The 14,279-nt window shown below is 54.7% G+C and carries 10 protein-coding genes; 8 read left to right on the top strand and 2 right to left on the bottom strand.

All coding sequences use genetic code 11. From position 1 onward, the window contains the following. The first annotated feature begins 5 nt into the window (after window positions 1-5). The 8 genes from J2I46_RS33535 to J2I46_RS21095 all read left to right on the top strand — a co-directional run bounded on the left by J2I46_RS33535 (window position 6) and on the right by J2I46_RS21095 (window position 12,800). A complete protein-coding gene (locus J2I46_RS33535; RefSeq protein WP_207331414.1) occupies window positions 6-203 on the top strand; it encodes a DUF433 domain-containing protein in 198 nt (65 codons plus the stop codon). Between the two features lie 481 nt (window positions 204-684). After that, window positions 685-2,757, top strand: a complete 2,073-nt coding sequence (locus tag J2I46_RS21065) for an ATP-binding protein (protein ID WP_207331047.1) — start codon at window positions 685-687, stop codon at window positions 2,755-2,757. A gap of 755 nt (window positions 2,758-3,512) precedes the next feature. Beyond that, window positions 3,513-4,184, top strand: a complete 672-nt coding sequence (locus tag J2I46_RS21070) for an RNA polymerase sigma-70 factor (protein WP_229379879.1) — start codon at window positions 3,513-3,515, stop codon at window positions 4,182-4,184. A gap of 67 nt (window positions 4,185-4,251) precedes the next feature. Beyond that, entirely contained in the window at window positions 4,252-5,250 is a 999-nt protein-coding gene (locus J2I46_RS21075) for a FecR family protein (protein ID WP_207331048.1), read from the top strand. Then, a complete protein-coding gene (locus tag J2I46_RS21080) occupies window positions 5,247-8,696 on the top strand; it encodes a SusC/RagA family TonB-linked outer membrane protein (protein WP_207331049.1) in 3,450 nt (1,149 codons plus the stop codon). The genes J2I46_RS21075 and J2I46_RS21080 overlap by 4 nt, the downstream gene beginning before the upstream one ends. Window positions 8,697-8,710: 14 nt before the next feature. Then, entirely contained in the window at window positions 8,711-10,330 is a 1,620-nt protein-coding gene (locus J2I46_RS21085; RefSeq protein WP_207331050.1) for a RagB/SusD family nutrient uptake outer membrane protein, read from the top strand. Window positions 10,331-10,405: 75 nt separating this feature from the next. After that, on the top strand, window positions 10,406-11,539 hold the full coding sequence (locus J2I46_RS21090) for a SusE domain-containing protein (protein ID WP_207331051.1): 1,134 nt from the start codon (window positions 10,406-10,408) through the stop codon (window positions 11,537-11,539). 127 nt (window positions 11,540-11,666) lie between these two features. Then, window positions 11,667-12,800 carry a glycoside hydrolase family 76 protein gene (locus tag J2I46_RS21095; RefSeq protein ID WP_207331052.1) on the top strand — a complete coding sequence of 378 codons (1,134 nt, stop codon included), beginning with the start codon at window positions 11,667-11,669 and terminating at the stop codon, window positions 12,798-12,800. A gap of 254 nt (window positions 12,801-13,054) precedes the next feature. Here the strand turns inward: J2I46_RS21095 and J2I46_RS21100 are convergent, their stop codons facing one another. Both J2I46_RS21100 and J2I46_RS21105 read right to left on the bottom strand, forming a co-directional pair. Further along, window positions 13,055-13,621: a hypothetical protein gene (locus J2I46_RS21100; RefSeq protein ID WP_207331053.1), complete on the bottom strand. Its 567-nt coding sequence runs from the start codon at window positions 13,619-13,621 to the stop codon at window positions 13,055-13,057. Next, the gene (locus J2I46_RS21105; protein WP_207331054.1) at window positions 13,611-14,123 is read right to left on the bottom strand and encodes an RNA polymerase sigma factor; all 513 of its coding nucleotides are present in this window, start codon (window positions 14,121-14,123) and stop codon (window positions 13,611-13,613) included. The genes J2I46_RS21100 and J2I46_RS21105 overlap by 11 nt, the downstream gene beginning before the upstream one ends. Between the last annotated feature and the right edge of the window lie 156 nt (window positions 14,124-14,279).

Raw genomic sequence — 14,279 nt, forward strand, 5'->3', positions numbered from 1 at the left:
CGTTTATAGGCTATCTCCTAAATCGAAACACATTCAGCCCAAACATCTGTTATGGCAAGCCTGTTGCTCACGAACTTCGCTTTACAGGTGAAACGATACCGGAACTGATTGCCTCAGCCATGACCCGTTACGAAATTCTGGCAGCCTATGAGAATCTTGGGGAGCAGGATTTGTTGGCCTGTCTTTTTTCGCCGCTTAGCTGACGACAGTCAAGCACATCAGCCGCTTAGTCTACGACTATACACTAGCTAATCTACCGGTCAAATCCAATCAAAGGTGAAACGACTCGCTAAAGCTTATCGCCGTTCGTATAAACTTGCCCTGAAACTTAAACACTAAAATGGCCCGCGAGCTTTTGCTGATCTGTCTCCAAATGAAATGCTAATACCGGCAGATGAGGTAGCGACGATGCCCGGCTTAGCCTCAACGGATCGCCTAACACATTATGTATGTCCAAAGCTGTCAGTTGAAGAGTAACTAATTCACGTGCCTGGTCAGTATGGCTGGGTACGTATTGTGTTTACAGACATGCAACCAACGTTGGTTGCATGTCTGTAAACACAAGCTTTTAGTTTGCGTATAATTATGCTTCCCATAACGGATTATCGTCACTAGATAATTGTAAGAACGGGAAAATAGAATTTTAGCTAGCTTTACTAGCTTACTTTGACTTTAAATTTGTTGATGGACCTTTTTTACTCTTCATCAGAAGAAGCCAAGCGGTTAGCGGCCCTAGACAGTTACAATATTCTGGATACGTTGCCTGAACAGGACTACGAAGACATCACCCAACTAGCCGCTCAAATCTGTCAAACGCCTGTTGCGCTCATTAGTCTAGTCGACGGCGAGCGACAATGGTTCAAAGCCAAACAGGGATTATCCTTCCGCCAGACTCCGCGTGAAGAATCCTTTTGCGCTCACAATTTGATTAACCCTACCGGGCCTTTAGTTGTCGAAGACGCCCGGACGGATGAGCGTTTTCAAGCTAACCCCCTGGTGACAGGCGACCCACACATTGTCTTTTATGCCGGTCAACCGCTGATAGACGAACATAATATGGTGCTTGGTTCGCTGTGTGTCATTGACTCACAAAAGCGGCAACTTGACGCCGGTCAATTGAACGCCCTACGGATTCTGGCCAACCAAGTGATGACCTTACTGACCGCCCGGCGAAAAGCAGTTCAGGAAGCGGATTTACGCAGGCAACTGCAAACCAGTGAAGCCCGCTTCCGATCGCTGGTCGAGCAAGCGCCGGCCGCTATTTGCCTGTTTGTTGGTCGAAGCCTGACAATCGAGGTGGCTAACGATCACATGCTGCAAATGTGGGGCAAAGGAAAGACCGTGTTAGGCAAAACGCTTGCCGAAGCCGTCCCCGAACTACAGGAACAACCATTTCTGACGCTTCTGGACCAGGTTTACACGAGTGGCACACCCTTTACGGGCCAGAGTGTTCCAGCCAACCTACTCATCGATGGCCAATTAAAGACTGCCTATTTCGACTTCACGTACCAACCCGTGCGCGATGCTAACGGAGAGGTTTTTGCCGTGATGGACCTGGCGGTTGATGTGACCGAGGAAGTTTTGTTGCGCCAACAATTTGAGCAAACGCGACAAGCGCTACAAAACGCGGTCGATCTGTCTCAACTGGGCGTTTGGCAAATTGATCTGACCACGAATACAGCTCACTTTTCCCAACGTGTGGTGGATTGGGTAGGCCAGGATCCCCTGACGCTGCCAGCGGCCATTGCGGCCATCGATCCAGCGGATCTGCCTCATTTTGAGGCGGCCTTCCAGCAGGCCCATGTTGCCGAGTTCGGCGGTCGTCTTGACGTGGAATACCGCTTGAGAAACAATCAGACAGGCCAGGTCTTCTTGCTCCATTCCATAGGGCAAACCACGTTTGATGACAACGGTGTTCCCCTATCGCTGTACGGAGTTAGTCGGGATATTACCCAACTTCGGGCAACCCAGGCTGATTTGGAAGCGCAGGTCAGTGAGCGCACCCAGGACCTGTTACGGCTCAATCAGGATTTACAACGCTCCAATGATAACCTGCAACAATTCGCCTTTGTTGCCTCGCACGACTTGCAGGAACCGCTCCGCAAAATTCAGACCTTCAGCAACGCCTTAAATGAGAGCCTGGCGAATAAATTAGACCCGACTGAAGCCCATTTTTTAGAGCGGATCCAGGTAGCAGGAGGGCGTATGTCGGCCCTAGTCAAAGATTTACTAGCCTACTCACGGATTGCTACGCGTCAACAAACCTTCGGCTCTGTTTCCCTGGATGAGGTGCTTCTAAATGTGATGGATTCGCTAGCCCTACCCATCCAAGAACGGAAAGTGCGGCTTCACAGCGATCAACTAGGCCAGGTCACAGGCAATGAATCTCAACTCTATTTGTTACTTCAAAACTTGATTGCCAATGCAATCAAGTTTACGCCTGCGGATCAGCAGCCAGCAATCAGCATCAGTTGTGAGTTACTAGTAAGGGATCAATTACCAAGTTCTTGTCAGCCGACCAGCCCCGCTCAACAGTTTCACAAGATCACGGTATCGGATCAGGGCATAGGGTTTGATGAAAAGCATTTGACCCGAATTTTTGCCGTCTTTCAACGCCTGCACGACAAAAAGCTCTTTCCGGGAACTGGTATTGGGTTAGCGATTTGCCAACGGGTGATTGATAATCATGGTGGTTGGTTAACGGCAAGAAGTAAACCAGGGGAGGGCGCTACGTTTTACGCCTATCTTCCTAAGTGAATAAATCAAGCAGGCAGAGATAAGCGTGTCCATGTACTATTCTATTTTTTAATCGAACAACATACAGGTATCAGAACGACACCTTTGAAAAAGTGCAGCTTTCGAGTCGTTCGTAACATTGCACTTTAGTCTGTCATAAGACATACCAACGTTTATCTTATGACAAGATTTAATTGAGCATGGCGATGTAAGGTTCAGATGGGCTACTTAGAATAGCTTGTTCATATCAATGATGGCTTTTTCAAACCTTCCTGACGTCTCGGGCGAGAAATAGCTCTCATCAACACCTTTCGCAGCCAGCAATTTTGCAGGGCGATAATGGTTAAAGTGAGACTTATTTATCGCTTCACCAATTTGCCGCCATATAGTAGGTTACCTACTATCGAGATCAGCCCCTAAGACTGACTACTCACCAGCGAATGCTTCATTGAATAAAATTAGCTGCTCTGACCTTTCAGACAAGTCGTCAATAGCTGCTATGAAGACGCTTTGTCTATAGTCTAGGCTCTAGCCAGGTGCCCAGCTGCTACGTTCACTGAAAGGGGCCAATCAACTGATCTGATAATGGATAATCGCTCCACCAGTTCAACGTACCAAAACGCTTAAGCGTCGGGTAACTATTGCCCTGTGAGCGGGCGCTGAAAGCAGATTCATACAATAGATTTCAATTTTTTCTGGATGAGCATATAGGGTAGTGCGGTGCAATCTTGTCTTCAAATCGTTATACGTAGTTCAAGACCTGGTTGAGCCCTTTTATGCCCCATTTAATACCCAGAAGCCCGGCACCACTGACCACAAACAACGTACAGCAGGTCGATACGATAGCGCATCCACTTATGCTCGACGATGAAGTACTGGTTGCCCAACTGATGAAAACGGATCCTGAACAGGGGTGTAGCTGGCTGTTTCGCCGGTACTACACCCTGCTGTGCAATCACGCGCTCAGGTACGTCTACTCGCGGGAAGTAGCCGAAGATATTGTGGGCGAGGTCTTCTGCACGCTCTGGACCAACAAGCTGTATGAGACCATCACCACGTCGTACCGGGCCTACCTGTTTGTGGCCGTTCGCAACAAGTCGCTGAACTACCTGCGCTGGGAACTGGACCGGTCCGCTGTCGGAACCGACGTGTTCGGTGATGCATCTGCCGCTGTTGTCGCCACCGACCTGCACACGCCCGCCGAAGTGGTGCAGTTCGATGAACTCTACCAGAAGATCAACGAGGCCATTGCCGTGTTGCCGCCGCAATGCCGCCGGTCTTTCCTGCTCTCGCGCTTTGAACAGAAGTCGTACCGGGACATTGCGGAGGAAATGGGCATCTCCGTCAAGGCCGTTGAAGCCAACATCAGCCGGGCATTAACCGCCTTGCGCAACATGCTCCGGAATGAATTTGTCGTGGCGCTGCTGCTGGCCACGGGCCTTATATAGGGTAAAGCACCGCCACCTTGTCTACCTGTCAACTTCTTGACAATACTCCCTGCTCACTATTGACCTTATGGACGGACCATCTATAGAACGTACCCTGCATGACCTGTTTGCCGGCCGAGCCACGCCGCTTCAAAAAAAGACGGTAGAGGTTTGGCTGCGTACCCCCGAAAACCAGGAATTGTATTACCAGTGCCTGGCCCGCTACGAAGCCGACCACAGTCAGTACATACCCGACCTCACCACATCGCTGGCCGATTACCAGTCGTTTATGAAGGGCGGCACGTACCCGCGCCACGGCACAGCGGCCCCTATCCGCCCCCTCCCCGTTCGGCAGAGTCCGCGCTGGCTGCTGAGCATTGCGGCCTCTCTACTGCTGCTACTGGGTGTTGGGTACGTTACCTACGACTGGTGGGGCTACGAATCGCTGACGGCACCCTATGGTCAGACCCGCACCTTTACCCTCGCCGATGGGTCCGACGTGACGCTGAATGCCCACTCGGTGCTGCGGGTGCCGCGCTTCGGATTTGGCAACGCCGACCGCGACGTCTGGATGACGGGTGAGGGCTACTTCAACGTTCGCCACACGGTGAACGACCACCGGTTCACGGTGCACACCAGCAACCTGGATATTCATGTGCTGGGTACCAAATTCAATGTCGATGCCCGTGCCGGTCAGACAGAGGTGGTGCTCAGCGAGGGGAAAGTAGAACTGGTGGAGGCCAACGCCGCAGACAAGCACTCCCTGACCATGAAACCCGGCGACCAGGTGACGCTGATGAAAGGCGATACGGCCTTCCGGCGCAAGCTGACCCTGCGGCCCGATCAGGTGGCGGCCTACCGCCAGAACCAGCTCGTTTTTACCGATACGCCGCTGAGCCAGGTAGCGCAACGGATCGAAGAATACTATGGCATCAGGGTCGTGGTGCCGAACCGCGAACTGGCCCGTCGTGAGCTGACGGGTACGTTGCCCAACAACGACCTGACGGTTGTTCTCCGCACACTCTCGTTATCGTATAATCTGGCCGTTGACCGCCGGCCCAATCAGGTAATTCTGAAACCCCAATGAAAAGACAACTCCACAGACAACTCCGCTACGGCCTGCTTGGTATAACCTTATTGTACCAGTTACCCGCCCATAGCCAGGAAACAGCCTCGGTCAAAAATCGACTGGAACGGCCTTCGGCGGCCCGCCAACGTCCCCTCCGCGATGTACTGACCGAGCTGGAACGCAGGTACAAAGTATTCTTCTCGTACGAAAGCAAGCTGGTTCGCAACATCCAGGTCAGCGCCGAACTGCCATCGGCCGCCAGCCTCGACGCGACGCTTCAGCAACTGCTGAATCCAGTGAACCTGCGCTCGCAACGGATGGCAGACCGGTACTATTCGATCGTGGTCGATAACAGCCGCCCAACCGGTTTACTGCCTTCCCGCCTCACCGACGGACAGCTGCTGTCGCTGCGGTCACCCTCATCGGGCAACGTACCTGAACGCGAATTAAACAGCCTGACCTTTTCAGCCGAAAAAGCCGTACAGACTGTGACCGGCACCATTACGGACGAGAACGGCGGGCCACTGGTGGGTGTAAGCGTCATTGAACGGGGTACGTCGAACGGCACCACGACCAATGCCGACGGTCGCTTCACGCTGAGTGTAGCCGGTCCGCAGTCGGTGCTGGTATTCAGCTTTATCGGGTACGTGACCCAGCAGCAGGAAGTAGGCAACCGCAGTTCGTTTGACCTGAAACTGACGCCCGATACCAAGTCGCTGGGCGAGGTGGTCGTGGTGGCCTACGGAACCCAGCGCCGGTCGAGCGTGACGGGGGCCGTGGATCAGGTGGGGCAACAGGCGCTGGAAGGGCGACCCGTTACCACTGTGTCGCAGGCGTTACAGGGTGTGTCGCCCAATCTGGTGGTGCAGCAGGGATCGGGCGAGCCGGGTGCCGGGCTGAACATCAACATCCGGGGCGTCAGTACGCTGGGCAACAACAGTCCGCTGGTGATCGTGGATGGTATTCCCGGCTCGCTCGACGTGCTGAACCCGTCGGATATCGAGTCGATTTCAGTGTTGAAAGATGCCGGTTCGGCCGCTATCTATGGCTCACGGTCGGCCAACGGCGTCATTCTGGTGACGACAAAAAAAGGCGCCAAATCGGGCAAAACGACCGTGACCTATAACGGCACGTTCGGTGCCCAGACGCCAACGCTGTTGCGCGAATCGAACGAGGCGTGGGAATACGCGATGTTCAAGAATGAGGCGCTGGTGAATTCGGGGTTGTCGCCTCAGTTCACGCCGAGCCAGATTGCGCAGTTCAGGCAGCAGGGATCCTACCCCTGGTTTCTGACCGAAATCCTTAAGAAGCAGGCACCACAGCAGAACCACAACCTGAGCGTGTCGGGCGGGAATGCGCAGACCACCTATCACATCTCGGTGGGGTATCTGAACCAGTCCAACCTGCTGAAAGGCCCTGATTTTGGCCTGAAACGCTACAATTACCGCATGAACCTGACCCACCAGATCGACAAGGTCAAGTTCACGGGCATTCTGGCCTATTCGCGCAACGAGATCAAGGAGCACGCCTACTCAACCGATGGCCTGATTCTGGACGCAGCCCGGATGCCCCGCACCTACCCCATCAAAGACTCGCTGGGTAGGTACGTTCTCTCACCGATCCTGTCGGAGAGCAACCCGCTGGCGCGGCTGGAGCAGGGCGGCTACCGGCGCTACGATAACGACAACGTGTTTGGTAACCTCACGGCTGAGTGGGAAGTGTTCAGCGGGTTCCGGCTGCGGGGTATTTTCGGGGGCGAACTGAACGGCAACCACCAGTACGAGTTCCACCGGTCCATCAACTACTTCCCTTACACGGGCGGTACCGACAATGTGGCCACGGTGAAAGATGAGAACTACAAGTCGCTCTACACCAACGTTCAGGCTCTGGCCGACTATACCCGGACGTTCGGCAAAAGCAACGTGTCGGCGCTGGTAGGTTTCTCCAACGAAGGCTTCACCTCGCAGGGCAATGGCATTTTCAAGCGGGATGTCGACAATGACCTGGGCACCGATATTTCGCGGACGATCATTCAGAACGCGTCGTACACCTCGAACCAGCGGACCAGTCAGAATGCCATTTCCAGCGTGTTCGGGCGGGTCAACTACACCTTTGCCGATAAATATATTGCCGAAGTGAATTTCCGCTATGATGGGTCGTCGCGCTTTGCCAAAGCCAACCGCTGGGGCTTTTTCCCCTCGGCAGCCCTGGCCTGGCGCATCACCGAAGAAGCCTTTGCGTCCAACTTCCGCAACACCTTTGGCGACTGGAAGCTTCGCACCTCCTACGGCGTGCTGGGCAATCAGAACGTGGGTGATTTCCAGTATCAGAGCACCTACTTCAACTTCGCCAACGCCTACGGGTTCAACAACACCAGCGCTGCCGGCACCGGCCTAACACTGGCGAACCCCGACATTACCTGGGAACGCGCCCAGACCTTCAACCTCGGCCTCGACGCGTCGGTCTGGCGCAACAAGGTGACGTTCTCGCTCGACTATTTTAACAAGCTGACCAAAGACATCCTGATTGCGCCGTCGGTACCCGGCATTTTCGGCGGGTCGATCGGCGATTACAACGCGGCGCAGGTACGTAACCAGGGCTGGGAAGTGTCGGCGACGGTGCGTCACAACACCGGTCAGGTACGGCATACACTGTCATTGAATCTGGCCGACAGCTACAACAAAGTGGTGTCGATCGACGGAAAAACGAACATCAACTACCTGGGTGAGCTGGCCGTCATTCTGCGGGAAGGGCTACCCGTACGGTCGTACTACGGCTATCAGAGCAACGGCTATTTCCAGAACCTGGAGCAGTTGTCGGCCGGTCCGCGTCCGACGTTCGTGGCCCCCGGCGATCTGCGCCCCGGCGATGTCAGGTACGTTGACCAGAACGGTGATAACCTCATCGACGAAGCCGACCGGGTGGTGCTGGGCAACCCCTTCCCGCGCTACACCTTCGGAGCCACCTACACGGCGAGTTGGAAAGGGTTTGACCTGAACCTCTTCGTGCAGGGCGTAGGCAAGCGTGCGCTGTTCCTGCGGGGTGAAGCCGTTGAACCCTTCCACGGCCCCTTCCAGGATGCCATCTTCAAACACCAGAGCGACTACTGGACACCCACGAACCCCAATGCCGCCTATCCACGCCTGACTCTCGGCGGTGCCTCGCGGAACAACTGGGGCGTTGGCTCGGACCGGTTCCTGCAGGATGCCTCGTATGTGCGCCTGAAAAACCTACAGGTAGGCTACACCCTGCCCGGACGCCTCACGAACAAACTGGGCATCAGCAAATTACGCGTTTACTACACCGGTCAGAACATGCTGACGCTCACACCCATGCAGGTCGGCATTGATCCCGAAGCCACCGAGTTCAACAACAGTTTAGTGTCCACACGCGGCAACGTGAACTCAGGACGGGTGTACCCCAACCCGCAGTTCAACGGCATTGGGCTGGACGTAACGTTTTAAGCACCGATCAGATTATGAAACATACCTATATCGCCTTGTTGGTGGCAGCGTTGTGGATGGGCGGATGTAAATCCCTTGACCTGGCCCCCACCGACCGGTTCACCGAGGCTACCTACTGGACGTCTGCCGACCGGGCACTCAGCGTGCTCAACACGGCCTACGCGGGCCTGTACTCGCCCGATTATTTTTTCGCCAACGATGCCCTGTCCGACAATGCCTACAATCAACTGGGCGACTTTCAGGGGGCCAACTCCATTGCCCGAGGCGCCTACGACCCGGCTTTGGGACGCATTAAAGGCGAGTGGGATTTTCACTACGGCGGCATCAAGACCACGCACATCCTGCTGGCCAACATCGACCGAATTCCATCGATCGACGCCACGTTAAAGGCGCGCATTCTGGCTGAAACACGGTTTATTCGGGCGTTCCACTATTTCCAGTTGCTGACCTGGTACGGTGATGTTCCCCTTTTCACGCAGGACATTGGCATTGCTGAAGCACGCACCATTCCCCGTACGCCCCGGGCGGAGGTTCTGGCCTTTGTGCTGTCGGAACTGGATGCGGTAGCAGCGGGCCTGCCCACCAACGGGCAATACGCAGCGGCCGACAAGGGCCGAATCACGAAAGGCGCGGCGTTGGCGCTGAAAGCGCGGGCACTGCTCTACGAGAGCCGTTGGGCCGAGGTGGCAACCCTTTGCGAGCAGTTGATCGATAACACGGCTAACGGAACGTATGGGCTGTACCCCAGCTATGAGGGACTGTTTTTACCCGCTGCCGAAAACAGTCAGGAGAGCATCCTGAGCCTTGGTTTCGTGCCAGAGCTACGTACCCACGGTAACTTCCGCGACTTTGTGCCCATCACGATCGGCGAGCGGGTCAACAACATTGCCCCCACGCAGGAACTGGTCAATGCGTATCTGACCAGCAACGGCAGAGCCATCACCGAAACGGGTTCCGGCTATTCAGAAGCGACCCCGTACGCGAATCGCGACCCACGTCTGGCGGCAACGATCGTGTATGACGGATATCTCTGGCGCCGGGCCGACGGGTCTACCACGACCATCTATATCAGGCCGGGTTCAACGCCCGCCAACGTCGATGCCCGGAATGAGTTTGGCAAACAAAACGCCTCGACAACCGGCTATTACGTCCGTAAATACTACGATCCGACGGCCAACGCCAGCTTCCAGTCGGGACTTGATCTGATGCTGATTCGCTACGCCGATGTGCTGCTGATGTATGCCGAAGCCAAAACGGAGCAAGGGCAGATGACCACCGCTATCTGGGACAAAACCATCGGGGCAATTCGTCGCCGGGCGGGCTTCACCGACGCCAATGCCCTGGCCTTTCCTACAGGGAGTAACCAGGTCAGCTTGCGGGATATTGTCCGCCGCGAACGGCGCATTGAACTGGCGATGGAAGGGTTGCGTGTGTTCGACATCCGGCGGTGGCGCCTGGCGGAAACGGTACTGAACGGATTTGCCCACGGCGCCCGATTTGGCGACCCGGCCATCGACAATGGGTACGTCCGGGTCGATCGCCGCACCTTCGATCCGAGTAAACAATACCTCTGGCCAATACCGCAGGTCGAGCGTGATCTGAATAACAGCTTAACACAAAATCCGAACTGGTAAACCAAACAGATCAACGGGTACGGAGCAACGGCTACCAGTAGCGCTGGCCCCGTACCCGTTGGTCGCCCTTTTTCCATGAAACAGACCCTTCTTTCTCTTCTTTGCCTTTGTCTCGCGGGCATGCTGATGCAGTGCAAAGACGCTGGTCGTGACATTAACACGAACATCAGCGACGTGACGGCCTTCTTTGCGCCAAACGACAACCAGTCGATAAAACTACTTCCCGCCACCCCGGCTACGGTGGTGTTCGAATGGGATCAGGCGCGGGCCGAAGATGGTACGCTGGTGCTGTATGAACTGGCATTTGACAAAGAGACCGGCGATTTCTCGAAACCGATTTATAAACTTGCCTCCGACCAGAACGGTGTGATGAACAAGGCGACCGTGACCCACGCCACCCTGAACCGCATCGCCGCCCTGGCTGGCATTGGCTCGTTGGGACAGGGTAAACTGAAATGGACGGTGCAGGCATCGCGGGGTACCAACGTGAAGCAGGCCAGCCAGAGCCGGATGCTGAACGTGGAGCGCCCAGCCGGTTTCGCTGAAGTTCCGGCGGAGGTCTACCTGACCGGCGACGCCACCGAAGCAGGCACTGACCTGACCAAAGCGATCAAGCTGAAAAGCGTTGGTTCGGGTATCTTTGAAGTGTACACATCGCTTAAAGCAGGTACGTACTCGTTTGTGGACCGCACGACAGGCACGGCTAAATCGTTCAACGTCAACGGAACGAACATCGGCGAAAGCGGAACCACCACCGTGACCGGGGCCACTAAAACGTACCGTATCACACTGGATTTCAACAATGCCGCCGCCCGGGTAACCGAGATCAAATCGGTGGGCCTGTGGGTCGCGGGCGACAACGCCGTTCGCACTACCTTGCCGTATGTGGGCGGAGGCGTCTGGATGATTCCGAACTACAAAGTGGAGTTCGTACAGTTCTCGTGGGGCCGGGATGAGCGCTACAAGTTTCGCCTCACCACAGTCGGGGCCGATGGTAAAGATGCCTACGAGTGGCTGGGCAGCAGCAAAGCCGACAACTCCCGCGCCGATGCCAACACCCCCGACAGTTACTTCTTCCTGCTGCCCATCGGCGAAAGCCAGTGGGACTACACGTATAAGTTCAACGGCGCCGTTGATAACAAGAACGCCGATATCATGGTGTCGCTAGCCCCGACCGGCCCCTACACGCATAAGGTTACGATTAAGTAGATTGCTTCGCGTTGTAGCGTATTGCTGACGCATGGCCCTTCGACTAGGCGTCAGCGATACGCTACAACGCGAAAGCAATAAATTAATAACTGAGTAAACATTCTGATCTCAAAACCCCTCAACGTCGATGTCATCACTCAATAAATTACTTGCCCTTCTTACGCTGTCGCTTTTTGTTGCCTGCAAAGACAACAGCATCGGGCAAGGCGCGGGGCCCGCGACCAAGCCCTACGTCTTCAACTGGACGGTTATTGCCGACAGCAGCACGCAGGCCCTGACCCGGCAGTTTTTTAACGAGCAGGGACGCTACTTCAACGAGAACAACAGCGGCAGCACGCAGTTCAACTACTGGCCGCAGGCGCACGCGCTCGATGTGCTGGTGGATGCCTACGTGCGCACCAAAGACAGCCGCTACCTGACCTACATGAATGACTGGTACGGCGGCGTTCCGGTAAAAAACAACGGCGGCTTCCTGAATGAGTATTACGATGATATGCTCTGGAATGCACTGGCCACGCTTCGGGCCTACGACGCTACCGGCGACAAAAAGTGGCTCGATACGTCGCAACTGCTTTGGAACGATATCAAACTTGGCTGGAATGATACCATGGGCGGCGGTATAGCCTGGCGGAAAGGGCAGCGGTACTACAAAAACACACCGGCCAACGCACCGGCTATCATTCTGGCAGCGCGTCTGTACCAACGCCTGAAACGTCCCGAAGACCTGGAGTGGGCAAAAAAAATCTACGACTGGCAGCTAAAAACGCTGGTCGATCCCGCCACCGGGAACACGTACGATGGTATCAACCGGCAGAATGACGGCAAGATTGACCTGACCTGGAAATTCACGTACAATCAGGGCCTTATGATTGGTGCCGGCCTGGAAATGTTCCGCGCTACCCAAAACCAGACGTACCTGAGCGACGCGACCAAAACGGCCAATTTCACCATCGCCGACCCCGAACTGACCAACGGTGGCCTGATGCGTGCTGAAGGAAACGGCGACGGTGGCCTGTTCAAAGCGGTGCTGGTGCGTTACCTGACCCTACTGGCTACCGAACCCGCCGTTCCTGCCGATACGCGCACCCGATACGTTAATTACCTGAAGTTCAACGCCGAAACGCTGTGGCGGACAGGTACCCAAAAACCTCAGGTTGTCTATGGAACATTCTGGGGTAATCGCCCTACCGACGGCAAAACGGACCTGACTACCCAGCTCAGTGGCGCCACCATACTGGAGGCCATGACACGGCTGAATTAGTAACGATTCACTTTTTGCTGTAGGCTTCGCGCTTTAGTCCCTTCGACAGGCTGGGCGTCCCCGTCTAAGGGTAATAATCTCACTCAAAGTCAGCATGAACATGCCTGAGTAAGATTGTCACCCTAAGTCGGGGGCGCCCAGCCTGTCGAAGGGACTAAAGCGCAAAGCCAATGCACGCGTCATAAACAATATGACAACCAATCGATTTGCGGCTGATTCATAAAGCCAAATCACCGCGCTGTCGATCTTGTCACTTATTGCGTCAGCTTTTCCCGCAACACTTCCAACTCGCGCTTTTTAGCCGCGTAGATGCTATGTTCCCAGCCGCTGGCGACGTAGGCCAACGCGAAAAAAGCGATCAGGCCCAGAAGCAGCCAGACAGACTTCCCTCCTTCCCATACACCCAGCAGGGTTAGCGCCACAATGGGCAGCATGTTCCAGCGTAAGAGTCGCGAGAGACGTACCTGATAGGTGGCCATCGAGATAGCGTGCGCTAGTTCACCAAGCACCGTGCGGTCGAACGTTTTTTCGCCATTTAGTCGGCGAATCCGGCTTACCAACACGTAGAGGGCCGTGGCGAATATCCAGGTGGCCAGCAGGTACATGGCCAGGTTAGCTGGGGATTTTGCCAGATTGACCGCCAACACAAAACTGCCGGCAGCCGCATTCACGATAATAGACAGTAGCTCGCTGATTCGGGTGATGTGGAAAGTCTGTTGCGTTTTAGCCTGAACACGGTTGCGAAGGACGGTTTCGTTGATGACCCACATCGGCTCTTTCGTCTGGACATCCCAGATTTTTTGCAGTTCGTCAAATTCCATAGTGATTGGGTTGCTTTGATTTGGTGATCAGTTGCTTTTTGATACGATTGATTTTCACGCCAATGTTTGATTCCGAGATGCCTAGTATCGTCGCCATCTCTTTGTAGCTGAATCCATCCAGAAAGAGCAGGCAAAGGGAACGATCCACTTCGTTGAGCTGATGTATTTCGTCGTAGAGCCAGCTAATGCGCTCATCAGGTTGAGCGGATGGCTCTTGTAACATAGGTTGTACCGTCTCGATGGTCTCCCGAGCATCAGTATGCTTCCGTTCTTTCGTCGACCATTTTATAGCCGTATTCAGCGCTATTCGATACACCCAGGTCGTGGATGAAGACTGTTGCTTGAACGTCGGGATGGAATGCCATACCTGAATTAGAATTTCCTGCAGCAGGTCGTCCTGATCCATAATCGGAACCGCATAAGCACGCACTACTTTGAAGAGCAGCGCCTTATACTGGCCAAGCCAGTCGGTAAACGTTTGATTCTGCTCTTGTTCGGTCATGATAGTCGATAGTTAGCCTATTAGTACCAAACAGGAAGCTATTTCTTACAGAGTTCGTAGAAATAATGTAGTTTCATGAAGTTGCCAGGTACGTTCTGTTGAATTGCTTCGCGCTATGGTGTGTATGGCTTCGCGCTCTAGGCCCTTCGACAGGCG

This window comes from Fibrella forsythiae, assembly GCF_017353175.1.
Classification (GTDB): Bacteria; Bacteroidota; Bacteroidia; order Cytophagales; family Spirosomataceae; genus Fibrella; species Fibrella forsythiae.

Excerpts from the sequence above, each read along its gene's own strand:
- J2I46_RS21085 (WP_207331050.1), top strand. The coding sequence starts at position 8,711 with ATGAAACATACCTATATCGCCTTGTTGGTGGCAGCGTTGTGGATGGGC.
- J2I46_RS21075 (WP_207331048.1), top strand. The coding sequence starts at position 4,252 with ATGGACGGACCATCTATAGAACGTACCCTGCATGACCTGTTTGCCGGC.
- J2I46_RS21090 (WP_207331051.1), top strand. The coding sequence starts at position 10,406 with ATGAAACAGACCCTTCTTTCTCTTCTTTGCCTTTGTCTCGCGGGCATG.
- J2I46_RS21080 (WP_207331049.1), top strand. The coding sequence starts at position 5,247 with ATGAAAAGACAACTCCACAGACAACTCCGCTACGGCCTGCTTGGTATA.
- J2I46_RS21065 (WP_207331047.1), top strand. The coding sequence starts at position 685 with ATGGACCTTTTTTACTCTTCATCAGAAGAAGCCAAGCGGTTAGCGGCC.
- J2I46_RS21100 (WP_207331053.1), bottom strand. The coding sequence starts at position 13,621 with ATGGAATTTGACGAACTGCAAAAAATCTGGGATGTCCAGACGAAAGAG.
- J2I46_RS21095 (WP_207331052.1), top strand. The coding sequence starts at position 11,667 with ATGTCATCACTCAATAAATTACTTGCCCTTCTTACGCTGTCGCTTTTT.
- J2I46_RS21070 (WP_229379879.1), top strand. The coding sequence starts at position 3,513 with ATGCCCCATTTAATACCCAGAAGCCCGGCACCACTGACCACAAACAAC.
- J2I46_RS21105 (WP_207331054.1), bottom strand. The coding sequence starts at position 14,123 with ATGACCGAACAAGAGCAGAATCAAACGTTTACCGACTGGCTTGGCCAG.